Annotated in this window: 13 protein-coding genes; 6 read left to right on the plus strand and 7 right to left on the minus strand. The window is 43.7% G+C overall.

The window, feature by feature from the left end; all coding sequences use genetic code 11:
- The first annotated feature begins 125 nt into the window (after window positions 1–125).
- Window positions 126–869: an N-acetylmuramate alpha-1-phosphate uridylyltransferase MurU gene (murU, locus tag JMY05_RS01855; RefSeq protein ID WP_045445004.1), complete on the plus strand. Its 744-nt coding sequence runs from the start codon at window positions 126–128 to the stop codon at window positions 867–869.
- A gap of 369 nt (window positions 870–1,238) precedes the next feature.
- Here the strand turns inward: murU and cydB are convergent, their stop codons facing one another.
- The 6 genes from cydB to JMY05_RS01885 all read right to left on the minus strand — a co-directional run bounded on the left by cydB (window position 1,239) and on the right by JMY05_RS01885 (window position 10,677).
- A complete protein-coding gene (cydB, locus tag JMY05_RS01860; RefSeq protein WP_045445007.1) occupies window positions 1,239–2,255 on the minus strand; it encodes a cytochrome d ubiquinol oxidase subunit II in 1,017 nt (338 codons plus the stop codon).
- Window positions 2,255–3,751, minus strand: coding sequence for a cytochrome ubiquinol oxidase subunit I (locus JMY05_RS01865; RefSeq protein ID WP_227678075.1), 1,497 nt, complete (start codon window positions 3,749–3,751; stop codon window positions 2,255–2,257). The genes cydB and JMY05_RS01865 overlap by 1 nt, the downstream gene beginning before the upstream one ends.
- A 503-nt stretch (window positions 3,752–4,254) precedes the next feature.
- Window positions 4,255–6,729: an esterase/lipase family protein gene (locus JMY05_RS01870; RefSeq protein ID WP_201614023.1), complete on the minus strand. Its 2,475-nt coding sequence runs from the start codon at window positions 6,727–6,729 to the stop codon at window positions 4,255–4,257.
- Window positions 6,730–7,049: 320 nt separating this feature from the next.
- Complete coding sequence (locus JMY05_RS01875; RefSeq protein WP_201614024.1) at window positions 7,050–8,219, minus strand: hypothetical protein; 1,170 nt, start codon at window positions 8,217–8,219, stop codon at window positions 7,050–7,052.
- 290 nt (window positions 8,220–8,509) lie between these two features.
- Window positions 8,510–9,148 (minus strand): 2-polyprenyl-3-methyl-6-methoxy-1,4-benzoquinone monooxygenase, encoded by a 639-nt coding sequence (gene coq7, locus JMY05_RS01880; protein ID WP_201615316.1) that lies wholly within the window; start codon window positions 9,146–9,148, stop codon window positions 8,510–8,512.
- A 197-nt stretch (window positions 9,149–9,345) separates the two neighbouring features.
- On the minus strand, window positions 9,346–10,677 hold the full coding sequence (locus tag JMY05_RS01885; protein ID WP_201614025.1) for an MFS transporter: 1,332 nt from the start codon (window positions 10,675–10,677) through the stop codon (window positions 9,346–9,348).
- Between the two features lie 464 nt (window positions 10,678–11,141).
- Between JMY05_RS01885 and JMY05_RS01890 the strand changes: the two genes are divergently transcribed.
- Both JMY05_RS01890 and JMY05_RS01895 read left to right on the plus strand, forming a co-directional pair.
- Window positions 11,142–14,690, plus strand: coding sequence for an autotransporter assembly complex protein TamA (locus tag JMY05_RS01890; RefSeq protein ID WP_201614027.1), 3,549 nt, complete (start codon window positions 11,142–11,144; stop codon window positions 14,688–14,690).
- A 165-nt stretch (window positions 14,691–14,855) separates the two neighbouring features.
- On the plus strand, window positions 14,856–19,850 hold the full coding sequence (locus tag JMY05_RS01895) for a translocation/assembly module TamB domain-containing protein (RefSeq protein ID WP_201614029.1): 4,995 nt from the start codon (window positions 14,856–14,858) through the stop codon (window positions 19,848–19,850).
- A 271-nt stretch (window positions 19,851–20,121) separates the two neighbouring features.
- Here the strand turns inward: JMY05_RS01895 and hemP are convergent, their stop codons facing one another.
- A complete protein-coding gene (gene hemP, locus JMY05_RS01900) occupies window positions 20,122–20,280 on the minus strand; it encodes a hemin uptake protein HemP (RefSeq protein WP_227672156.1) in 159 nt (52 codons plus the stop codon).
- A gap of 296 nt (window positions 20,281–20,576) precedes the next feature.
- Between hemP and JMY05_RS01905 the strand changes: the two genes are divergently transcribed.
- The 3 genes from JMY05_RS01905 to JMY05_RS01915 all read left to right on the plus strand — a co-directional run bounded on the left by JMY05_RS01905 (window position 20,577) and on the right by JMY05_RS01915 (window position 25,079).
- The gene (locus tag JMY05_RS01905) at window positions 20,577–21,680 is read left to right on the plus strand and encodes an NUDIX domain-containing protein (protein ID WP_045445023.1); all 1,104 of its coding nucleotides are present in this window, start codon (window positions 20,577–20,579) and stop codon (window positions 21,678–21,680) included.
- Window positions 21,681–22,118: 438 nt separating this feature from the next.
- A complete protein-coding gene (locus JMY05_RS01910; protein ID WP_201614031.1) occupies window positions 22,119–23,294 on the plus strand; it encodes a lipocalin family protein in 1,176 nt (391 codons plus the stop codon).
- A gap of 339 nt (window positions 23,295–23,633) precedes the next feature.
- A complete protein-coding gene (locus JMY05_RS01915; protein ID WP_045445025.1) occupies window positions 23,634–25,079 on the plus strand; it encodes a glyceraldehyde-3-phosphate dehydrogenase in 1,446 nt (481 codons plus the stop codon).
- Window positions 25,080–25,230 lie beyond the last annotated feature (151 nt).

Consider the following 25,230-nt stretch of genomic DNA (forward strand, 5'->3'; position numbering starts at 1 on the left):
ACTTGCGAGCTTTATTTGACGCGAATGCTCATCTGATAAGTAATGCTCATTTGATAAGTTACGTTAAAACATTAGCAAGCTTTAATCTGAATGTATAATCCCATAAAATAAAAAAAGGAGCGCACATGTCTGAGATTGACCGAGCAATGATTACCCAAGCAATGATTTTGGCTGCTGGTAAGGGCACGCGTCTGCGCCCGTTAACACTGGATACACCCAAACCTCTGGTCGAGGTGGGTGGACAGCCGCTGATCGTCTGGCATATTAAAGCGCTACAAGCGGCTGGTATCACTGATATCACCATTAATGCATCATGGCTGGCTGACAAGCTGATGGATACGCTGGGTGATGGCAGTCAGTATGGTGTTAAATTGCATTGGTCAGTAGAGGATGATGAGCCTCTAGAGACCGCAGGTGGTATTTTTCGAGCGTTACAAACTGGCAAGCTGCGTGATGAGCCATTTATCTTAGTGAACTCAGATGTATGGACGACCTATGATTTTGCGCAGTTGCGAGATTATAAGCTTGGCGCTGATCAGCGCGCACATCTGTTATTGATTGACAATCCAGAGCATAATAACGGCGGTGATTTTGCCATCAATAATGGTTTAGCCAGCGAGCAGCCGATTGGTGATGCAGACAAATACACCTTTGCTGGCATTAGTGTGATGTCACCACGATTGGTCGATGGGCTGATATCAGGTCAGCCAGCGGCGTTGGCACCATTGCTCAAGCAAGCGATGATAAAGTTCCAAATCACGGCTGAAATCATTTCTGATAATTGGATCGATGTGGGCACGCCTGAACGCTTAGCGCAGGTAAATGAATTTATCAAAAGTAACAGTGTTGATCACCATCAAGGCGCTTAGATTATGGCGTTTAGACTATGGTATTTATAATAAAGGGCTTAGATCAAGATGCCTAATTCTTATTAATCTTATATAAGTAATCACATAAAAAAGCAGCGTCGATGAATCGGCGCTGCTTTTTTATGTGATATAGCCATGGCTAAGTGGGCTGCAAATGATTGCTAGATGCCCATAGCCAACTTGATTAATTGAGCAATTGTAAAAATAACTGCAAACCCTGCTATATATAGCCCAATGAACCATGCCCATTGTGACTGTTTCTTACTGAGCTTCTTCATGCTCGCCTCCTACTACGTGTGAATGCGCTTTAAAAAGTGTAGCTACTGCTCATATTTGCAGTAGCCACATTTTTATATCCTTTGTTTACCCTTAGTACATATGCTCATGTCCGGTTTTACCCTTAAAGGTGTAGTAGGCAAAAGCGGTATAACTCAGGATAATCGGTAGCATTATGACGGCACCAACTAACATAAAGGATAGTGAGGTGTCAGCTGCGGCTGCCTCATAAATCGTCATCTGATACGGTACGATGTATGGGAACATGGCGAAACAAACCCCGATATAGCCCATCAAAAACAGTGCCACAGTCAACAAGAAAGGACGATATTCGCGCTCGCCACTTAAGTCTTTACGCATCAAGAAAAATAATAGTAAAACTATAATTGGCATAGGTGCTAGATATAATAGACCTGGGAAGCCAAACCAGCCTTCGAGGGCATTAATGTCTGAAAAATACATAAACGCTGTGACGACGATCATTGCCACTACCAAAGCAGACAGCATCCAGCCAGACACTTTGCGTGCCCAGACTTGTAGGGTATGCTCAGTTTTGATAATGAGCCATGTAGAGCCAAGCAAGGCGTAACCGATAATCATGGCAAAGCCGCAGACGATCGAGAAAGGTGTGAGCCAGTCAAACGGCCCACCAGTATATAGGCGGTTGCTTGCCTCAAGACCTTGTACAAGCGCCCCAAGCATAATACCTTGAGAGAATGTAGCAACGACTGAACCAACAAAAAAGAAAGTGTCCCATACGTGACGACGTGACGATGCTTTGAAGCGAAATTCAAATGCCACACCACGCATTATTAGACCGAATAGCATAAAAGTAACAGGCAGATAAAGCCCCGTCATAATGATGCCATAAGCCACTGGGAAAGCAGCGAACAAGCCGCCACCGCCCAATACTAGCCAAGTCTCGTTACCATCCCAAAATGGGGCAATAGAGTTCATGATGCGGCTACGGTTTTTATCTGAGCCAGCAAAGGGAAACAAGATGCCGCAGCCTAAATCAAAGCCATCAAGCAATACATAGATAAAGACGGATAGAGCGATCAGTCCGCCCCAAATTAAAGGTAAGTCTAATACATCACCGTAGTTAAACATTAGCGTAACCCTCCATCATCGACGTCGTTTGCAGGAGTATCTATATCTTCTTCAGTACTCTTAGCAGGATTGTTATCGCCACTGAGCGCACGACCTTGGCTTTCGGTCACTGAGTGTTCATAGAAATTATCATCGGCAGGATCTTCATACGGTTTTGGCCCTTGAGCGATCAAGCGTAGAATATAAAAACTGCCTGCACCGAAAACAAATATATAGAGGACAATAAAACCAATCAACGTGGTTGCCACTTGCTGTGCTGCGAGCGGTGACATACTTTCTGCGGTGCGTATCACACCATATACAGTCCATGGTTGACGTCCTGTCTCGGTCACAAACCAGCCCGCCAATAATGCGATAAAGCCAAGTGGCGTCATCATCATCCAAGCACGGTGGAACCAGACACTTTCGGGATTATACTGCTGCTTTTTAAAGTATTTATAGAGACTAAATAAGCCGACCAGCACCATTAACATGCCAATACCAACCATGATGCGAAATGCCCAGAATACAATCATCACCGGTGGTTGGTCTTCAGGTGCCCAGTTTTTTAGACCTTTTACTTCCCCATCTAACGAATGGGTAAGAATCAAGCCTGAAACATAGGGGATGCTTATTTCATATTTATTGGTTTGGTTTTCTTGGTCAGGAATAGCAAATAAGCGTAACGCTGCGCCGCGCTCATCCTCCCAAATACCTTCCATCGCTGCGACTTTGGCTGGCTGATGCTCTAAAGTGTTTAGACCATGCTCATCGCCAATCAATACTTGAGCGGGTGCGACAAATATCGCCATAATCATGGCCATACCTAGCATGACACGACCATGTTGACGGTGTTCGGTGTGTTTTTTGGACTGAATATAATAAGCACCAACCCCGCCAATGACAAAGGCAGTCGTCAAGAATGCCGCTGTCATCATATGAGCATAGCGGTAAGGGAATGAAGGGCTAAAGATGATCTCAAGCCAATTGGTAGGATATAACAGTCCATCTGCGCCCATCATAAAGCCTTGCGGCGTCTGCATAAAGCTGTTGGCGGCTAAAATCCAAAAGCCTGAAATCAGTGTACCAATGGCGACAATGGCAGTGGAAGCGAAATGCATACGCTTGCTCACACGCCCCCAACCAAATAGCATAATACCTAAAAAGGATGCTTCTAAGAAAAACGCGGTCAATACTTCGTAGGCGAGTAGTGGCCCCAAGACGTTACCGGCTTTGTCAGAAAATACCGCCCAGTTAGTACCGAACTGGTAGGACATTACTACACCAGATACCACGCCCATACCGAATACCACGGCAAATATCTTGACCCAGTGTTTATAAACTTCAGCATAAATTGGCTCGCCTGTTTTGAGCCAACGGAATTCAAGCACCGTTAACCAGCTGGCAAGTCCGATAGAAAACGCGGGAAAAACAATATGAAACGAGATAACAAAAGCGAATTGGATACGCGCGAGCATCAGCGCATCGAGCTGGTCAATCATAAACGTAGCGAACATAAACGGTTACCCTTATCTGTTAGCTGAATAGCGCTGGCTTCCATAAAACGCTCAAGTAACTGCCCGCAATCGTCTATAGATTAAGGTAAAAAATAGTACGGGCAATGGCTCAGTGTTGATTAGCGAGCAATCTTAGGGATAGAGTGCGGCTAAGCTAACGACTGTTTAGCTGAATTAAGTAATTTATATCCCTATAAATTAATACATTACTGTCAGGTGCTGTCAATATATTATGCGCTTCCCTCGATACACACGCAAGCTGCGCAACAGATTGGTCGCATACCTGAGAGTCATTAAAAACTGCTGAGATAAACCCAGATATATCAGACTAATCGCTTGAGAAAACAAGGTGTTATCAAGTTCACCTTAATAACAGTAATGTTTTATTTTTGTACTAGTATAGGCACAAATATCCAACAGAGTACAAAGTTGCAAAGCCATCTGCTTTACTCTTAATTTTAAAGCGCAAAGACCAGTGCAGTGCTATATGACACAAGCAATCATTATTCCTGCAATTGTTTATGTAGAATCTGGCGTAATGTCAAAATAGTTTGCGGGTTAGTTTGAATGCTATGACCACCGCTGATAATCGTCTCAGAGGCTGCGCCATCAAGATGAGCGCTGGTATAAGGAACAATACCATCTGATAAACGTTCAGTTAGTGCTTGGCTGATATCTTCATTGACGGTGACGGCTGCAACCAGTGGTTGGGCAGAGAGCTTTGAGCTATCAGAAGGGCTACTGGTACCGACTGTTTCATTTTCAATGTCTTCTTCTACTGCTTGCGACAAATCAACCTTTGCACCGGCTGGCTGCATTTGCGCCAGTCCTTTGGTAATGTCGGCATCATTATTGGCAATGATAGAATGATAGGTCACACGATCATTGATGGTGATGTCTTTCGTCAGTTGTATAAAAGAAGATTTGTCACTCAGCTGACTTGCACCATTTTGTAAATATAACGCACCCAAAGGATTTTGTGCCAAATCACCTTGCGTGGCAATGGTGGCCAAGTTGTCCGTGACAGTTTTTACCAAACCGACTGGCAAATAGACAATACGGCGCAGTGCCCGAGTGAACCAGCGATCTGCATAGTCAGTTCCGCGAAAAGGCGCTGATAAAAAGACAGCCGTATCTACTTGTGGTAAGGCTTTTAGCTCAAAGCGTTCTTTTAGCTGATCTTCGCCAAATGATGCTTTAAGTGCGTCACGAATCTTACGTTTTTCACTATCAGACAGCAAATTTTGATCGTCTAGTCGATCTAGGTCATCGACCAAGTTCTCATCAGATAGCATCATGCGAGCGATAATGGCACCCATACTATGACTGATAATCACGCTGTTTTTGCTGGCGCGATTTTGTCCTTTAGGATCAGTTTGCTCGTAGGTGCTGTTGATTAACTGTTGTATTTGATAACGATTTTCTAAAATGGGCAAATTGGTTGGATAGAATATCTGCCACACTTGATAGTTATCACGCAACTTATCGTCGTTGAGAATATCGTTGGTTAAATTGACCCAAGTGGCAGGGCTAGAAGCCAAACCATGCAGCATAATCAGGACGCGCTTATTGGGATCATAAGGCTCAAGCATGAATAATTTGGGCAGTCTGGCCTCTGGCTGGCGAGTGATTAAATTGAGATAACCGACGCCATCTAGCTGGTTCTCTGACAGCCACAAGCCATAACCTGCAGAAAAGTTAGCCGCCAGTGGATAGTCACTATTAAGGATATTAACGCTTTCGCTTTGGTACGGGTTGTACAAATGAATATCGAGCTTGCGACTGCTTAGTACATCCAATACGCTATCGCCGCTTGGTTCAATCAATCCTGTTAATAGCAAATGTCCAGTAGGGTAGATACGAGAACTTGGCTTGCTCTCATCTGTGTCTCCATCTTTCTCATTGGTCAATCGACCTGACAATGATGACACTAATAATTGGCGAATCGTGGTGGTATAGCGGTCATCCAGTGAGGCCACCAAGCTGATACCTAAGCCTGGACGTTTGCTGATTGAGTTAAGCCCAGAGAGGCGTAATTCGTAAGTGGAAACCAAGTCTGCTAGTGCAGAGGTCTGCTTATGTGCATTTTGCAAATAGTTATTTTCATTAGGCAAATACACACCAAGATCATAATCATCAATTTGTATTTTCATGACGTTGACTTGATCAGTCGGTTTGCCCTTGAGCGGTGAGTAATTGGCAATCGCGGCTTGGCTACTGTCATTAAGATGGCTAGCGGATGTGGGCAAATAATCTACTTTGGTGCCGCCCATCAATTTATTTGAGCCGTTGGTTGATCTATAAAGCTGGGTTATCACATCATTACTGGCGGCATTATAGATGTCTTGGGTCTGAATATCGGTGTCATTTGGAATACGATTCTGTGCCTGAGAGGGGCTTTTGTCTTGATCTGCGCCCTCAAAATCATGCGTCAAACTGTCATAAAATAAATAGGTATAACTGGATTTGATAGCATCGAATAATCGCTCTTGATAACCTGTTAGACAGCGATTGGTGTTTTCTTGCTGGACTTTAGCTTCTGTATCTTCTAAAGGTGCGTTGGCATAATAAGGATCAAGTGGCGGGCGAGCCAGCGCATTGCGGCAGTCCTGAGAGGCAGAAAGCTGTCGCGCTTTTGCGTAGTGTAACTCTGCAAAAACTGCCAAAGCAGGACGGTAGTGTTCATTCAAAATACTGTCAGTAAGCTGAGTAAGGCATAAATCAAACTGCTGCATACAGGCTTGCTCATTGAGCCCTGCCGATAAGAGCGCTGATGCCGTATCACTGCTTAGTTTCTTGGTGGTGACGATATTACCGCGCTGCGCAGTAATCGTCTTCGCTGACGCTTGCTTATTCACTGATACCGTACTGCACGCAGGTAGTAATGCTACCGCGGCTATCAAGGCGACTGATGTGATCGAAAATGGGGTTTTCTTAGCATGCGTCACCATATTTTTGATAGGGCTAGCGAAAGTCATAGGTGAGTCCAGTTAGTCGTAAAAGCATGATTGAGTCAGTAATTTATAAGAAGAAGTGTAGCGTAACTTTTCGCATTAAACTATTTTATTTAAATTTCAAAAATACGGTTTAAACTTCGATAATTGAATCGAACACGCATTTAAATAAGGCAGACAGCAAGTTGGGTTCAATGGAGTTTCGTTAGACATAAAAAAGCCCCTGACTCTATATTGAAGTAATTTCTATATAAAGTCAGGGGCTTAGTCGAGTCAATCTAGCTTATGGAGCAATCATGGAATTTGGTAAATTTACTTAATGAGATTTAAATACCCAATCAATGTTAAGCACTAGGCTTAACATTGATGTCAGGCGCAGGTATATCCCAGATGTAGAATTTACCCTCTTCAATAAGTTTGATTTGCTGACGAATGATGTCATTGTTAGGATTTTTCTGTTCAAGACGACGCAAGCGCTCTAGTGCATTATCGCGGCGATCACTTAATAAGTCTGACTGTGCCAAGCTTTGCTCTGCTTCGGTATAGCCAAGAGACACTGCGCGGTCTAGGTATTTTTGACCTTCTTTGAAGCCGCCGCCTTCTGACAACATCATGCCATATAAGAAGTTGGCTTCGCCGCTATCAGGTTGCAGTTTAATGGCACGGTCAACATATTTTCCACCGCGTATCGTATAGTCTGATCCCAAATCTAAGTTACGTCCCATGCCATTGAGTTTAGCGGCACGAATCAATACATCATAAGAGGCATTTGGTGATTCAGCATAAGGCTGTATCCATTCAGCCAATACTTTGATTTTTTCACGCGTATAATGGCGCTGTGAGCGGTTAGGGAAGTTTGGTGGGTAATGACGGGCATTAGGTGAGACGTCTTCGATAAAGTCATCAAGCAAGCTCACATCTAGCTGATCGTTGTTATTACCGTTTTGCTGAGGAATCAACACAGTCGGTACAAAGCTTACGTCTGACAATTGCACTTGCGGCGTTGGTATATTGGCAAGCTGACCACTACGCAGGTCGACACCAGTAGCGGTCAAAGGACCAGGCTCATAAACTCGAGTGGTGCCAGTGAACTCAGGTATTTTTGGTGCTGGTACAACATCTTGTGGTTGCAATGTACTCATTGGCGCACGATACGGCTGAGCATTATTTGGTAAAGGAGCACTTTGTGGAACGCTAGTGCTTTGAAGGTCAGTTGGTTGAGTATTGGCTGTTACCGCCGCAGTTGGTGAAGTTGATGGAGTACCCTCTTGTGCTGTACTAGCCGCAGTCGGTCGAGCAAGGCGAATCACACGTTTGCTAGAATCCATAGCGCTAGGCACCGATGTGGCAGTAGTATCGGTCTTTGCAGCATCTGTTGCCGCATTGGTTTCTGCTGCATTGACAGGCGCTGATAATAGCATGGCACAAGCTGTTGCCAGTGCTGTCAGAGTTGCCAGTTTAGGCGACTTGCTAGACGCACGGGCAGAGAGAGTCGATTGGTTGATGGCTTTCATAAAAATCGTTACCTTAGTTTATTTAGTTGTTATTTAGTTGTTATTTAGCAATTGAATGGTTATTAGCTCATGTCTTTGCGGCAAAATCATACAAATTTTTAATACCCTAACAAATTCAGCTGAGCGCTATCAGTAGTAGGATTGTTAATAGTAACGCGATAGCGTGTACGTCATGCCAGCGACAGCAGGGTAAATGAGAGCAATATCAATAATAAAGCGCACTGTAATTACCATCACAACACACTTATCATCATAACCTATCGCTCAAAATCTGCTATCACAGATGGCAATTACAAGTGATATGCCGTGGCTTTCATGCGATTGGCCATCCAGCGCATAGTATGACGTACAGGCGGTGATAACGCTGCGCCGCCACTTGCTAATGCCAGCTCACGATGATGCAACTCTTCAATATCCATTTGTGCCAGTATCTCTTTTGAGCGTTTATCGTGCTCTGGTAATTGGGTGATATGGTCTTGTAAATGTTCGCTGACTTGAGCTTCTGTCTCTGCGACGAATCCCAAGCTAAATTCATTAGAGATGGCACCCGCGACTGCACCAAGACCGAAAGACATGCCATACCATAATGGCGTAAAGACACTGGCATGACTGCCAAGCTCGTCTAATCGCGTCTCGCACCAGACCAAATGATCGACCTCTTCTTCGGCTGATTGTTGCATGGCTTGCTTGACGCCACTGTTTTTGGCGGCAAATGCTTGACCATGATACAGACCTTGCGCGCATACTTCACCAGTATGATTGATACGCATCAATCCGGCGACATGTCGCGCCTCGGTGATAGTGAGCTCAGGAATCTCGTCACTGCTGACTGGTAGTGGACGAGTGCTAGGGTTTGAATGTGGTACGACAGCTCGTAATGCCTTATCGACCCCAAGTAATAATTGGTCGACTTTGGATAAGGGGCGCAGGGCCATGATTCACTCCTGATGGCTTAAATACGATCAAAAAATTAAACTTATCTGTTCTTCTAAAACATTATCTGTTTTTCTAAAATAATGATAGTGATTAACGCATAGGTATTACTATAGCAAACAATCCAAATGATCAGCATCAATATTATCAGTTTGATAACACATTGATTGCTATAGCAGCATGCCAATCTTACTTATGGAGCCACTTCATCATGCGTTTGGATGACTGCATTTTTAATATGTTTATTGAGTTTACTGTATAAAAAGGCACCGAAGGCAATGTTTATGAGTCCTGTCACCAAAAATAGCTGAGGTAAATTGAATCCCAAAGCGTTCAAGATCACGATAGAGAAAATCGCTGAGGTGACCATAAATATCGCGTTAAAGATATTGTTGGCACCAACGACGCGCGCGCGGTGGCTCTTGGGTGCATAGGCCTGCATAGAGGCATATAATGGTACGATGTATAAACCGCCGCTAAAGCCCAAAAAGAATAAATCAGCAAAGACGCGCCAGCTGCCACTCACCGCAAATAGCTCACTGATGCCAAACAGAGTCGCATTATTCACATTGATGTTGAGACTTGACAGTGAAAAATACAAATCAATTGCAAAAATACTTAAGCCGGCGATACCAAAGGGCAAAAGACGTAAGCTGACTTGGTTTTTGGTTAGTGATTTGCATAATAATGAGCCAATCGACACACCAACAGAAAACAAGGTTAATAGGAAAATAACCACTGATTCATCACCATGTAAGATGACCTTGCTGAATTCTGGCGTTTGGGTCAAAAACGTCGCGCCATAAAACCAAAACCAGCTATTACCAAGGATGACAAAGAACAAAAAAGGCAATGAATATAAGTAGCGCACCGTCGCCACACTAGTGGTCACAATGTTCCAGTTGATTTTTAGGTTTGGCTGCATCGCTGGCATGTGGGGTATCAATCGTGCGACAAAATAACCCAATACGGCGATGACCAATACGGTCACACTTATCCAATAGAGCGGCTGTGCTATCTGGGTTAAAACACCCGCGATAATCATACCGAGTAAGATCGCTAACGACGTCCCCATTTGAAACAAACCATTAGCGCCAACCAATTCATCTTCTTTCATCGCTTGTGGTAAGTAGGCGTATTTAATAGGCCCGAAAAAAGTAGATTGAGTACCCATGAGAAACAACGCAACAAATAACAATGCGTACCACTCAAACACGAACCCTACTGCCGCAATCACCATAATTAAGAACTCAAGCAGCTTAATCAATCGTGTGAGTTTTGATTTTTCAAATTTATCCGCGATTTGTCCTGCCAGTGCAGAAAACAAAAAGTAGGGCAAAATAAACAACATCGCGGCCAAGTTATTCAAAATACTGACTTCCATGCCCAACTGACTCGCAGCGGTGTAAGTCAAAACCAGTATGAGTGCTTGCTTAAAAATATTGTCATTAAACGCGCCCAAGAACTGGGTAAAAAACATGGCGCTAAAACGGCGGTGCTTAAATAATTGAAACTGATTGGCCATGAAAATTCCTACAGACGGGTCGCGGTTGCTAGATCAAAGAAAAGCGCTGAATACCGCTTTTAAAGTGAAAATAATTATCGATATAATTATTAACAGTATCAAAAACTTATCGAAATATAGCATAGGTTTTATCAATATTAAGCCGTATAATAGCAAGGCTTTGGTAAAAATACATGCGCTCGACGCTATGATTTCATAATTATCTAAGTTATGATTTGTAAATTTTGCATGGTTACGTCGCGAGGCGTGAGTGATCTCAAAGGCTTGCTACCACTCACGCATGTCTATTTTTTGATAAAAACAGGGTGCTAATCTGACACCAAGGTTTGCATTATAAACGGTCATTATCCAAAGCAAGACAGTAAACCATAATTCAGCCAACTGCTATAAGTTTATTCACCGGTAAGACTAGGCGATTGTTATCGTTCATAATATTGTGCCGCGTGAGGTGATAGGAAATACACATGAAACACCAGCCTTCAACGCTCGCGCGCAATGTATCGATGATGCAGTGTGATACGGATAATGTTCGAGAGGATATTAAAATTCAAGATTTTCAGAGTAACCGTTTTCAAAAAACACGTCGTTCAGCAGCTATGGCAACTCATGGCAATACGCCGCGCATTTATTTTACGCGTTCAGCACTTTTCACTGCGCTAGCGACCAGCCTAGTGGGTTTCGGTATGGCACCTGCTGCATTGGCTGATACCACAAATAATATCAGTTCTCCTAAACAACCTACGAGCAATCAAATAGCTGTCGATCAATCAAACATTCAACCAACCAGTACTCAATCAACCACACTGTCAGATGATGATACTCAGCTCGATATCGCTTTGGATGCATTGCGCCTAAAAAAGGCAGTAGAGCAGGGCATTATCGATCAGTCAGTATTGGATGAGTACAGCGAACAAAGCCTAGGCATTAAGAAGTCTGATGCTCAAGATAAAAGCGCTAAAAAACCAGCTGCTCAGGGTATGGCCAATTCTCAGGCAAATGCCATGGATAATATGGCTGGCGCAAATGATGACTTGTTGCAACAAGCCGCAGCCATACAGCAGCAGGGTTATCAGATGATGACGCCCGAGGAGATTGATCGTGAGCTGGCTGCGATGGATATGCAGAATGCCCAAGATATTGATGACATCAGTAATAGTACGGACATTAATAGTACCAACGTTAATAACAACTACAGTAACAACAATAATGATATCAGCAATAACGATCGCGATTTTGACGCGCCAATTGCTACATTAGATGATACAACCCCGCCTATTGGTTTAGATGTGGATTTGGATGCGACCAATCTGCCAACTCCTAACAATCTTGAGACATTGGGTAGGAATGAGAGCGCCGCTGAACGCGCACAGACGGCTGAAGTTATGTCGCGTCCGATCGATGTTAGCGACTCTGTCAGTAGTGGGCGCGTGGATGGAACCGGTACTTTCGATAATGAGATTGTTGCCAATGCCAGTGATGAGGCCAATGAAGACGGTACAACGTCAGATATCATCAATCCTGATGACTACTTGCCAGACTATCAAGCGGACTCTCAGGGAATAAACCAGAGTATCGAACAAGCCAGTAAGCCTAAGCCAATGGCACGTAATAAAGGCAATATCGTGAAACGCCTTTATAACCGTTTATTCAATGCAGGTGTGATGGCATTACCACATGTAGATACCACAATTTATCTACGGCAGGCGACCGCTGAAGATGCTGTCGATGGTAAGCCAAAGCTCACCAAAGCGGATAATGACGTTCAGCCCATGAAAAACATCAAGGCTGCCCTTGATGATACGACGGTTCAGTCAGTTACCGACTTTACGGCCGCATTGCCACGCCTACGCCAAACAGCATTAGAGGCAGCCCAAGCAGTGGGTTACTATGATATTACGTTACGCCTACGTCAGCGCAATGCTGACACGATCGATGTCATTATCGAAGAGCTGGGCGAGCCGGTACGTGTGGATAGCCGTATTGTTGAGATTCGCGGTGAAGGCAGTGAACAACCAGAATATATAGCACTTGAAAAAGACTTGCCGCCACAAGTAGGCGATATCTTCAATCACCGTGTTTATAAAGATAGCAAGGCGGCCCTTGAGTCGCTGAGTAATACTTATGGCTATTTTGATCAATATTGGTTAAACAAATCCGTTGATATTATCTTGCCAGATAATACAGCAGATATATCGCTGGTCTATAACACTGGTGATCGTTATGAGTTTGATGACGTTGTGTTTTTTACATACGATGAAAAAACCAACACCTTAACCCAAGATCCTGACAAGCTACCTGTTGAGTTGCCACTATTACAACAGTTGTTTGACTTTAAGCCCGGTGATCCTTTTTATCGTCCAGCGGTGACCGAGTTTAGTAATGACTTATCAGCGACTCGTTATTTTAATACGGTCAACGTTGAGTCGATATTGCCGCCAGATGAACGCAGTGAAGCCAGTACTTTAGCTTTTGATAACACGCCTACCAATAATAGCGGCACACTCGACGACGATATTAATAGTGATGGCGCCTCAGACATTGCGGGCAATAATGGTGCTGAAAGCTCAGCTGCTTCTAAAAGTTCAGCTGCTTCTAATAGTAGCCGTGTTAATCAAGACAATAACGCTGATGATGGTGATGAAAATAACGCAGAGAGTGAGGGTAATACGACTGCCAATAGCGGTGAAACAGTCAATCCCGCCGATATTGCGGCGATCGATTTTGAAGCTGATGCAGCAACACTTGATAAACTACAAGCTATCAAACAAAAAGCAGAGCGCTTGAGCCGCTTACCAAATGACCGTGTATTGGATGAAAAAGACCAAGAGGCGGACAATCTTTTGGGTAAAATAAGCGACGGCATCAGTAATATTGCGCAAAAAATATTCCCTGATGAAGAAAGCTTAATCACTGATGAAAACTTTGTACCACCAACGCTGGCTGGTCGAAAAACGCCGCGACAAGTGGCAGAAAGTAAAAAAGTACCGTTGTATGTTTTTGTCTCTTCAAGTAAGCCGCGCGATGCCCAAGTAGGTCTTGGTTACGGCACAGATACGGGCGTGCGAGCGACGGCAAAAATAGACTATAATTTGCTCAATCGTAAAGGCTACCAAGCTGGTGCGGAGACCGAGGTTTCCAGAATTACTAAAAACGTCGCTGTTTATGCCAGTCGACCTTGGAAACATCCACTTAACGATAAATTAGATGCGCGTCTTACCTATGAAGAAGAGGTCATCGACCAAGGTGAAGGCAACTTTGACTTATCTACTACGACGCTAAAAGCAGCATTGGCGCGTAATATTCGCCGTGACAGTGGCTGGAATCGCAGCTACTCTGTGAATTACCGTTTAGATGAGCTAGAGACTGGGGTCGATGAAACAGAGTTGGACGATCTACCTATTCGCTTTACTTCCTCTAAGCCTAAGCAGCAAGCGCTGCTATTTGGTTATGGTATGAACAAAACCGATGTAGACAGTGTGACCAATCCGACTCGCGGTATGCGTCAGTATTACTCGCTTGAAGCAGGGGCTGATAAAGCCCTTAGCGACACTAATATGGCAATCATTCGCGCGGGTGTCAGCGGCATTTATAGTTTTGGCGATGAGCAAAAGCATCAAGTGCTGGGCAGTCTGAATACAGGCTACATCTGGGCAGATGATTTTTATGATGTGCCTTATAAATTACGCTTCTTTGCGGGTGGTGACCAAAGTATTCGTGGCTATGACTATGAGAGCTTGTCACCGCTTGACAAGGGCTATTTGACTGGTGGGCAAGTGCTTGCGGTTGGTAGTGCAGAGTATAACTATGAATTTAAACCAGGATTCCGCGGGGCATTCTTCACTGATGTGGGTAATGCTTACGACAAAAACTTCGAGACTGAAACAAAGGTCGGCGTCGGTGTTGGTATCCGCTGGGCATCGCCAGTCGGTGTGGTAAGAGTTGATGTGGCGGCTGGGGTGACAGAAGAAAGCATACCCGTTAGACTGCATTTCTTTATTGGCTCGCCTTTATAGCCATGTAATCCAGTAGTGACATCATTTAGCGCGTATTGATCATTATTAAGTCGTCTCCGTTAGTGAAATAGAGACAGGTTCAACACGCGCTATTAGCATTATCCGTTGTATTCCTTATTTATCGTGCCGATTGCCGGTGACCATTCTTTAACGTAGTTGAGTGTCATGCTGACAAAAAATACCCCGCCTAATAACGCCCCAGATGAAGATCCAGCACAGCGCGATGCTCGTGCCGTCAGACGTTGGTATCCGCTGTCATTTTTGCTCAAATTACTGGTGCTTATTTTAATTGTGCTGGCCATCATGTTTGCCGTATTTTTTTACGCAATGGGCACAGAGTCGGGTACGAAGTTTATATTAGAGAAAGTCAGTGCTGAGACGGGCATTGATTTTAAATATGGTCGCGGTAATTTACGTGATGGAATCTGGGTCACTGATATCGATATCAAGGCGACTGAAGACCTTGAAGTATTGGTTGATAAAGCTTATGTCAAGATAGGCTGGCGTGCCATATTTGCCAAAGAAGTGCATCTGCGTGATGCAGACATACAAACCATTGAGATTATCAATAACAAGCCACCAACGGGTGAGCCGTTCGATTATAAAACGTTACAGCTACCAGTAAACTTACGCTTTGATCACGCTAAAATAAAAAATATTACTTATAAACAAGTGACCAAAGAGCCCATCGTTGTGCAGGATATTGTTGCCCGTGATTTGACATGGGTCGGTAGCATGGTAACGGTTGGTCGCGGCGATTTACAATATGCTGATATCGTCAAAATCAGTGCCTTACAAGGTGAAATTGATTTACAAGGCGACTATCCGCTAGATTTAAGCGCGATTGCAGAAGTCAGTGCGCTAGAAAAAGCCTATGTTGACCCATTGAATATCACAGCAACAGGGACGCTAAAACGTACGGTTGGTAAGGTTCGTAGTCGCTACAATGACAGCGATGTGAGCGGTGATTTTGTTGTCCAAGGATTGGATCAGGATTCGCCTTTTCAGGCAAAATTGCAATGGGATGATATTTTGATCCCTTATGCGGAAAGCCAAAAAATTCGTTTAAAAAGTGGTACTGCTACCGCGACAGGGGTGATCTCTGAAATACGTCTGCGTATCAATACTGAGCTGACGGCTAAAGACATTCCGTCCGGTCACTATCAAGGTCGCGCCGTCATTGCAAACAGTCAGTTACGTATTGATCGCTTAGATGCTCAGGTACCAGCTGGAAATTTAATTCTGCAAGGTATTTTAGATTGGCAAGGCAGCTTTGATGCAAAAGTGCGAGCGACAGGTAGCAATTTTGATATTCGCCGTGTTATTCCTGATGACTATGCTGATTTCAAAGCATATGCACCGCAAAGGCTGAATGGTCGACTGTCATTACATTATCAGCAGAAAAACAGCGCTGGTAGCATAGAGCTTGATGCAGATTTGCGTCAACGTGATGGCGAGCATGTGAATGCTAATATCGTCCAAGGCAAAACGTCAGCGAAGTCGACACAGGTAGCGCCTTGGTATATCGATGCCAAATGGCAAAACCTAATCCGCCGCGATGTGCCTAATATCGGTAATATTGATAGTCCGCGTGGACAGGCGGATGTCATCATTCGTGGCTCACGGTTATCAGTAGATGCCAATGCGGTCATTAATGAATTGAATGCCGCTCCTAAAGGTAACTATGATGTGCGCGTGCGCAAAGCTGGGGATGTCATCGACATCAATCGCCTGAATTATAAAGGGGTCGTGGGCGACTTATCAGGTACTGGGCAGATTCAATTGGCAAATAAAAAGCGTCCGCTCACATGGCAGATAGATGCGCGTACCAATGGATTATTACCCAAACAGTATCGCAGTGATTTGCCGCTTGAGCGCCTAACCGGTAGTGTCAGCGCGCGTGGTCGTTTATTGACTATTACTAAAGGTGGCGTTAGTGGTCAGCGTCATATTATTACCTTAAACAAGACCGACTTGCAGGCGCAACTTGATGCGACTCAAGATGGCCGTGCTATTGGTATAACGGGTGCGGGTGATGCTAAAATCGATATTGTTGGTGGCGAGCTATCTATGTTCGATGCGCGCTTCAATGGGCAAGTCGATACTGCAGATGTACCAAAAGGACGCCTATCTATTGATGCGGCTGGCACGCCAAAGTTTATCAGTATTCGTAAGCTTAATTACAATGGTGAAGCGGGCGCAGTGAATGCCAAGGGCGTCATCGATTTGCGTAAAAATATCGGCTGGACGATAGATGGTCGCTTCGATAAGTTTAATTTGGGTTATTTTTTACCCAATAATCCAGCGATTATCACCGGTGACTTGAAGACCAGTGGCGAGTGGCAAACTGCGCCTAAGAATAGTAAAAATGCCGCAGGCAAACTGCAACGTTTTGCGGTGAATTTCGATGGAGTGCTAGATGCTGAGCAACTGCCAGCGGGCAAGCTAACCATTGATGCCAGTGGCGATGACCAGCTGATTCGTATCAAGCGTTTCCGTCATGTGGGCGCGGCAGGCAGTATTGATGCCAAAGGGACGGTTGATGTACGTCAAGGCATTGCGTGGGATATTGACGCAGTGATGGATCGTTTTAATATTGGTTATTTCCTCAAAGATACCCCAAGCCTTATCACCGGTACTATCGATACGGATGGGCGCTGGAGTGACTCGCAGCAAATCATTAATATCAAAAAAATTGATTTAAGAGGTATGCTAAAGGGTCAACCGCTTAGTGCCAAGGGTAGCTTAGCGGCGAAGATGCGTCTGCCAAAAGATTTGGCAAGCTATTTCAAGCGTCTACAAACGCAAGATGCACAGGCGCAATATAAGCAAGTAAATGCCTTGATAGACAGCTTAAACGCGGATAATTTAGTGCTACGTTGGGGTGATAATTATGTCACTGCTAATGGCAATGCTAAGCAATTACAAACCAAAATTAATATCACCAGTCTGGATCAGTTGTCAGATAAATTGGCTGGCAAAGTCACTGGCGGTGCGACCTTATCACAGCCAGCAGGACAAGCGCTGCCAACCATTTATATCGATTTAGTCGGTGAGCGGATTGCGCTGCCGGGCTTTATTTTGCGCCAAGGTCGCGTGCGCGGTAAGCTGGTCAATTTGGCAAACAGCCCAAGTCAGCTGATTATCACCGCTGAAGGCTTAGATGCAGCTGGACAGAGTTTTAAAAGCGTTAAAGCAACTTTTAATGGTACTGAGCAGGCGCATGTGGTCAACCTTGACGTTGCCAATGAGCAGCTTACGATTGGCGCAAGGCTTAAAGGCGGCTTCAATCGGGATAAACTGAGCTGGTCTGGCGTCATCGGTAAGGGCCGTGTTCAATCTAAATATGCGACCTTAAATCAGTTACAGCCAGCGCAGTTAATTGTTAATTTACCCAACAATCAAAATGGCAATAATAACGATTTAAAAGTACAGTTGGCAGCACACTGCTGGCAAGCCACTGATCAAACGGGCAAGGTGTGCTTACGTGAAAACTTAATCGCGTCACCTGATAAAGGTGAGGTGAATATTGCCTTACAAAATCTAGATACGTCATTACTCTCGGTCTTTTTACCCAAAGATATCGACTGGCATGGCAAAATTAATGGTAAGGCGATTGTTGGCTGGCAACGTGGTCGTCCACCGACGATTAATACCACCCTGTATTCAGACAACGGCAAAATCGGCTTGATTCAAGATGGTGATAGTTTACCTGTCACTCTGCCTTATAAGCGGGTCTCACTAATTGCACTATCCGTCCCTGAGGGCATCAAACTACGTACCGATATCAATACTGGTGGCGGTGCGCGTGGCTATGCGGAAGTGGTCGTTGATCCTTATAAGACGCCTAAGCCAATTTCGGGTGCTTTGGTATTGAATGAGCTTAACCTTGCGATATTCAAGCCTTTCTTCCCAGGTATGCGAGTGCTAGAGGGCAATGTCACGATGGCAGGAGGATTGGGCGGTACATTAGATAAGCCGCAATTCTATGGCGATGTGAAACTTGCTAATGGCCGTATTGCGATGCTTGATTTGCCCATTAATTTAACCAATGTAAATACTGACGCCAAAATTCGTGGTACGCAAGCGACTATTGATGGAACCTTTAGCAGTGGTACGGGTAAAGGGGTTTTGACTGGTACCGTTAATTGGCAACAAAAACTCCAAGCCAAGCTTAGCGTCAGCGGCGAGCGTTTGGTGATTACCCAGCCACCATTGTTAGTGGCAGAAATCAATCCTGATATTGATATCATCGTGCGTCCAGGCGATCGCTATGTCGATATTAAGGGGGCGGTCAGCGTACCGTCAGCGACCATTCGTCCGCCAGAAGCCAGCGAAGATATCATTACTCAAACCGAGGATGCAGTGGTTCTTGATCGTCGTCTCATTGGCAATATTGACGAGGTATTGGCAATATCGAAACCTTGGTCAATCAATGCAGATATCGGTGTCGACTTGGGTGATGATATCAACTTCCGTGGTTTTGGTGCCGTTATTCCTTTAGCTGGTGCGATTAATATCACTCAAAATGGCACGGGTGTCATGCGTGCAAAAGGGGTGGTGCAAGTATCACGTCGTACCAATATCAACGCTTTTGGTCAGAACCTAGAGCTTAACTACGGACAAGTGCGCTTTAACGGTGATGTGATGAAACCTAACCTCAGTATTGAGGCGGTTAAAACGATCAGTGGCAAAACGGTAGGTGTGCGTGTCAAAGGCAATACAGAAAGCCCCAATATTATTGTCTTTAATAATGCAGGCTTGACTCAACAGCAGGCAATGAATGCTTTGGTGACAGGTCGAATTAATAACAAGGGCGCCACCCAAATCAGTGAGCAAGGCTTTAAATCGCAAGTGACGAATAACCTAGCCGCCGCGGGCTTAAGCTTTGGACTGAGTGGCACGCGCAATCTAACCAATCAAATTGGTCAGATTTTTGGTTTTCAGAGCTTGACCGTTGATGCCTCAGGCAGTAGTGAAGACACCAACGTCAACGTCACCGGTTATGTGACGCCTGACTTGTATATACGCTACGGAGTAGGGGTATTTAATGCTCAAAATAGCTTATCTATTCGTTATCAGTTAACTCGACGTATTTATGTAGAGGCAACCTCAGCGGCAGAAAACGCGGTGGATGTGGTTTACAGCTGGCAGTTCTAAATCGCATCGTTTTATCCAATAAAAAACGCCTTTTAATGAAGGCGTTTTTTTATAGGTAGGCTAGGGCATGTCCTCAATTCAATCGATAGTCATCTAAATAGGTTAGAAATGGCTAAATCTTACCAAACGGCGTCAAATAGTTGACTAATATCTCGATATTATCGGCGCTATTTTCCTTGTTTAATTGCAATTTATCTCATTTTTATCACCATTTTTATCACCATTTTTAAAATGAGGACACGCCCTAATATTGATGATCAATGATATTAATCTATTTAGTCAGGATTAAGCGATTATTACGTGTCAAACGTAGTCGATACTCTTCACCCTCATGCTCAATACGCACTTCTTTAGTGAGTGCAAATAAGTGTTGTGATTGCAAAGTTGGTAAGCGGTTTTCACGGCAATTCAAGTAACGAGAGATAACCATGCTCATAGTAAATTCCTTTTGATAAAAAATGGCTGAATAGTAATGGCGGTATAGTAACTATCTTTAACGATAATAATTATCATTTACATTGGAAGATTTTGCAAGGTAATTGATAAAATAAAATGCAGTCATTGTGTAAACTTATCTACAGTAATTGTTGTAAATGAGGTTTAAATAAATAAAAATTAGCTAATTATTATTATAAATCAATAGGTTGGTTTTAGATCGACTTGATTTTTTAAAGGTATAAACCAATCAAATAGCACTTTAAAAAAACAGTAATAAAGGAGACGCCGATGCCAAATGAAGCAGACAACCACGTTGATAGCTCATTTAACAGCGAAAAAGTACTTATCGTAAACGTGGCAGTTGCGGTCATTCATCATAAAGCCCAATATTTACTTGGATTTAGAAACGCCGCCCAGCATCAAGGCAACCGCTATGAATTTGTAGGTGGCAAAATAGAAGCCAATGAAAACGCCGAGCAGGCGTTAATTCGGGAAGTTGCTGAAGAGACAGGCATTGAGATTTGTGACAATACAATGGTCAAGCTTGGACGTCTACATCATGATTATGGTGATAAGCAGGTCAGTTTACAGATTTACAAAGTTGAGCTGACCGCGCAGCAGTATGAGCAGCATAAGCATCGCCAATATGGGCTAGAAGGTCAGGCGCTAACGTGGGTAAATAAGGCAGATTTATTAGCAGGAAAGTATCATTTACCGGCTGCTAACCAGACGATTCTCGAATGGCTGAGTGTGCCAACAACGATAGCAATTACCTATCCATTGACGCATTTTGATGCCACTCCTGATCCAGTGGCCGCATGGCTGACTTTTCATCAAAACAAGCTAACAGCCAATGCTTGGGTATATATTCGAATAAAGGCAGCTGGCTCAGCAAGTATAGCATCGCAGTTGATGCATATGCGTCCAGATATTAAGGCGATTGTCCCTTGTGATGTCAATGGGCAGACCCTAACCACTGAAGCGCCGCTAGCAATGAAAGATACAACCACTGCCAATTCAATCGTTGCCAATCAGCTGTCTCATACCGCATTGTTGCAATGGTCGGAGGATACACAAGATAGAGTGCTGTCTAAAAATTATCCGTTAATAGTCAGTTGTCATGATGCCGCCAGTATTGATGCTGCCAATAAACTGGCTCATGCTCGGTTACAACAGCAATTACCGCCCGTCATAGGCGCCTTTTTGTCTCCTGTACTAGTCACCCATACACATCCTGATACTGTGCCACTTGGTTGGGAATCATGGTCAGCATTGGCGCAATTGGCTGACATGCCGATTATCGGTTTGGGTGGTTTATCACCTGTGATGATTCATCAAGTATCAGAGTATGGTGGTATCAGTGTTGCTGGTATTCGACAGTTCTTTGAATAGTAAAAAACTAATAGAGGGAGTGTTGGCACCAATGCTGACCAGTCCTGAACTAGAATTGCCATTAATTGGCATCTATTAGGTCAAATAATTGATTTTTAATATATTTATCCAATCAGTAACTATGTGTTTATTCGGTATTTATTCTACTGCATAAACGCATAGTTACTTACAAACCGTTGCTTTTTCCTACATTGCGACACTGTTTTAATAGCCGAGCTGCCATTAATATATCACCTAAACAAAGAGTACTTACTCTATATTCTTATAAACGAATTGCTTATCAATATACCTCTTAAGCCCTCTCATAATATTTAGTTTTTGCAGCGCCAACTTTTAAATTCAATATATTTTTAAAAGTTGAAGACGCACAGAAGATGAGAGTACATATAGGGCATATAAGAAGAATAGTTAACAGTCACTATCAATAATGGTACCTCTATGAAAACCAATAAGTTACCTCAATCAGCATGGTCTGATACAAAGGAAGCTGGTTCTCAATCTAAGCAGACTACCCAGTCGCGCCACTATCATCTGAATGAGGATAGTACACGGCAGACAGGTAACGCCAGCAACGATGCTAGCTACAACCATGATAATCTAAATGACCAATATTCTACCCATCTGGCAAAAAAAACGTCTTCGCAAGACCACTATTTTGGATATAAAAGCGCCGATAAGAGCCCACTACGGGTAAAAGAGTCTGCTATGACTAACAGCAATAATAATAAAGACGGCGATTCAAAACATAGCGAAAGCAGTAATTTCGTTAGTGATTACTGTACCAAGGATAGTGGTCACTGCACTAACGATTACAAATGGTCACAAGAGTTGAGCGAAAAAGAATCTGGACAGAACCGCCATTCAAAGCAAAATACTGATTCATCATCAACCTCTACTTACTCATCATACAAAGAAATACCGGAGCGTATATTTATGAATGGACTTATCAAGCATACGGGTATAGCGCTAGCTATTATCATCCCATTAGCTGCATTTTCAGCGTATGCGGCGACGCCACCGGTCAATGCTAACGCCACTACTGCTAACGCCACTATTGATAGAACCACTACAGAGACACTGTCAATCAAGCCAAGCGCCATCATTCATAAGTCTGCAAGCACACCGACCACAGTGGATAGCGTTGATCTAAAAAAGTATGCAGGAACATGGTATGAGATAGGTCGTTTGCCCATGTATTTTCAGCGCAATTGTGCCAGTGATGTCACCGCCAATTATACTGAAAAAACCGACGGCTCAGGTATCATAGTCACTAATAAATGCGTACAGAAAGACGGTTCTGGTATTACTTCTGAGGGTATCGCTAAGCCTGTTGATGAGTCAGGCAGTAAGTTAAAGGTCACCTTTTTACCCTCGTGGATTCGTTGGTTGCCAGTTGGTCGTGCTGACTATTGGGTACTAGCCCGTGATGCTGATTACAAGACTGCTTTAGTAGGAACACCTGATAAAAAATATTTATGGTTATTGGCGCGTTCGCCAAACGTCACTCAAGAAACCTATGCCAAATATCGTCAAATCGCTCAACAGCAAGGCTATGACTTAAAAGAATTTAAGTTAACCTCGCAGACCAATCAAACAGTTAGCCTCGTTCCATAACGAGCATCACTTACTAGATACTGTGTTAAATCGTAGTGTCGCTTTATCATCCACTATTTGATAATGGCAATAATAAACAAAAAGGCAGCATAATTGGCTGCCTTTATTTTCATAATAACCTGCACAACTCAATAAAATGCTTTATAAGCGCTAGCAGATCGGTTATCACTGGCAAAATAGGCCGTTTTAGGCTAAAATCTAGGCGATCTCAATACTCTACATCAATAACTGACACCGATATCGTGCGGTTGCCATACTAGAGTGATTGCGTAGACCACACATAATCTATCTAATCTGTATTCTCTATCATTTACTGATCACACATTACTGACCATAAGGATGTTTCTCGTGAGCAACGCTGATACCTTACGCCAATTACATCAAGACCACTTAAGCAACTACAACAATCAAGAGCAACAAGCGATTGAGCTGATGGGGCTATTGAATAAGCTCTATAATGAGCAAGACGTACAAGTGACCTTGTTCGGTGACACGTTAAATACGACGTCAGTTGGTCAAATATTGGCATTGCATCAAAAAGTAGCTTTGCGTAACCAAGACGCTAAATCTATTGATATCGCTGACACTTTAGCCATGGTTAAAGCGCTAGCGGCTAATGATAAGCTTCAGTCTGCACAGGTTGATGTTGGTCAATTAATCGCTAATGACAGTGATTTACAAGCAGCACTTCAAGCCGTTAATGTTGATGACACTACTGTTAATCCGGCGACTGATGTCGTGCTATACGGTTTTGGTCGTATCGGTCGTATTTTAACTCGCCTGCTATTATCACAAGCGTCAAGTGCTAAAGGTATGCAGTTAAAAGCCATCGTCGTACGTCCTGCGGCATCTGGCGATTTGGCCAAGCGCGCCTCATTGCTAGAGCGTGATTCGATTCATGGTAGCTTTGCTGGTGGCGTGGTGGTTGATGATGAAAACAACGGCTTGATTATCAATGGTCGCTTTGTTCAGGTTATCTACGCCAAAGATCCAAGCGAGATTGATTATACGGCTTACGGTATTAATGATGCGTTAGTGATTGACAATACGGGCATTTGGAAAGATGAAGCGGGTCTTGGCAAGCATTTGCAATCGACTGGTGTGAAAAAAGTCCTATTAACAGCCCCAGCTGGCGGTGAGATTAAAAACGTTGTTTATGGTGTAAATAACGATACAGTCGGTGAAGATACCATCGTCAGTGCGGCGAGCTGTACCACCAACGCAATCACCCCAACGTTAAAAGTATTGAACGATGAATACGGTATCGAAAACGGTCACGTTGAAACGATTCACTCATTCACTAACGATCAGAACTTGATTGATAATTATCATAAAGCGGATCGCCGTGGTCGTAGTGCTGTATTGAACATGGTTATTACCAGTACGGGTGCGGCTAAAGCGGTTGGTAAAGCACTGCCAGAGCTTAGTGGTAAACTAACGGGTAATGCCATCCGTGTACCAACGCCAAACGTCAGCTTAGCGATTTTAAACTTGAATCTTAAAACAGCTCCAGAAAATGTTAATGCGTTAAATGAATTCATGCGTAAAATCTCTAATAGCAGTCAGTGGCAAACACAGATTGCTTATACAGATTCTACCGAAGCGGTATCGACGGATTTTGTTGGTGATACCCATGTAGGTATCGTTGATGCCCAAGCGACTATTTTGACCGACAATCATGCCATTGTTTATATCTGGTATGACAATGAAGTTGGCTATAGTACGCAAGTATTACGTTTAGCCACACAAATGGCAGGCATCAGTTATACACAGATTCCAGCTTAATAGATTTGTACAGCAGTAGTGAGTTTTTAATATTGAGGTACTCTTTATAAGAAAGTACTTTAATAGTCACTTTTAGCATGGACAAATAGATGTGATTTTTTAAGTTAATATATACCGCACCCGATAGTCCAATTGGTTATCGGGTGTTATT

This window comes from Psychrobacter sp. JCM 18902 (assembly GCF_904846615.1).
In the GTDB taxonomy this organism is placed as follows: domain Bacteria; phylum Pseudomonadota; class Gammaproteobacteria; order Pseudomonadales; family Moraxellaceae; genus Psychrobacter.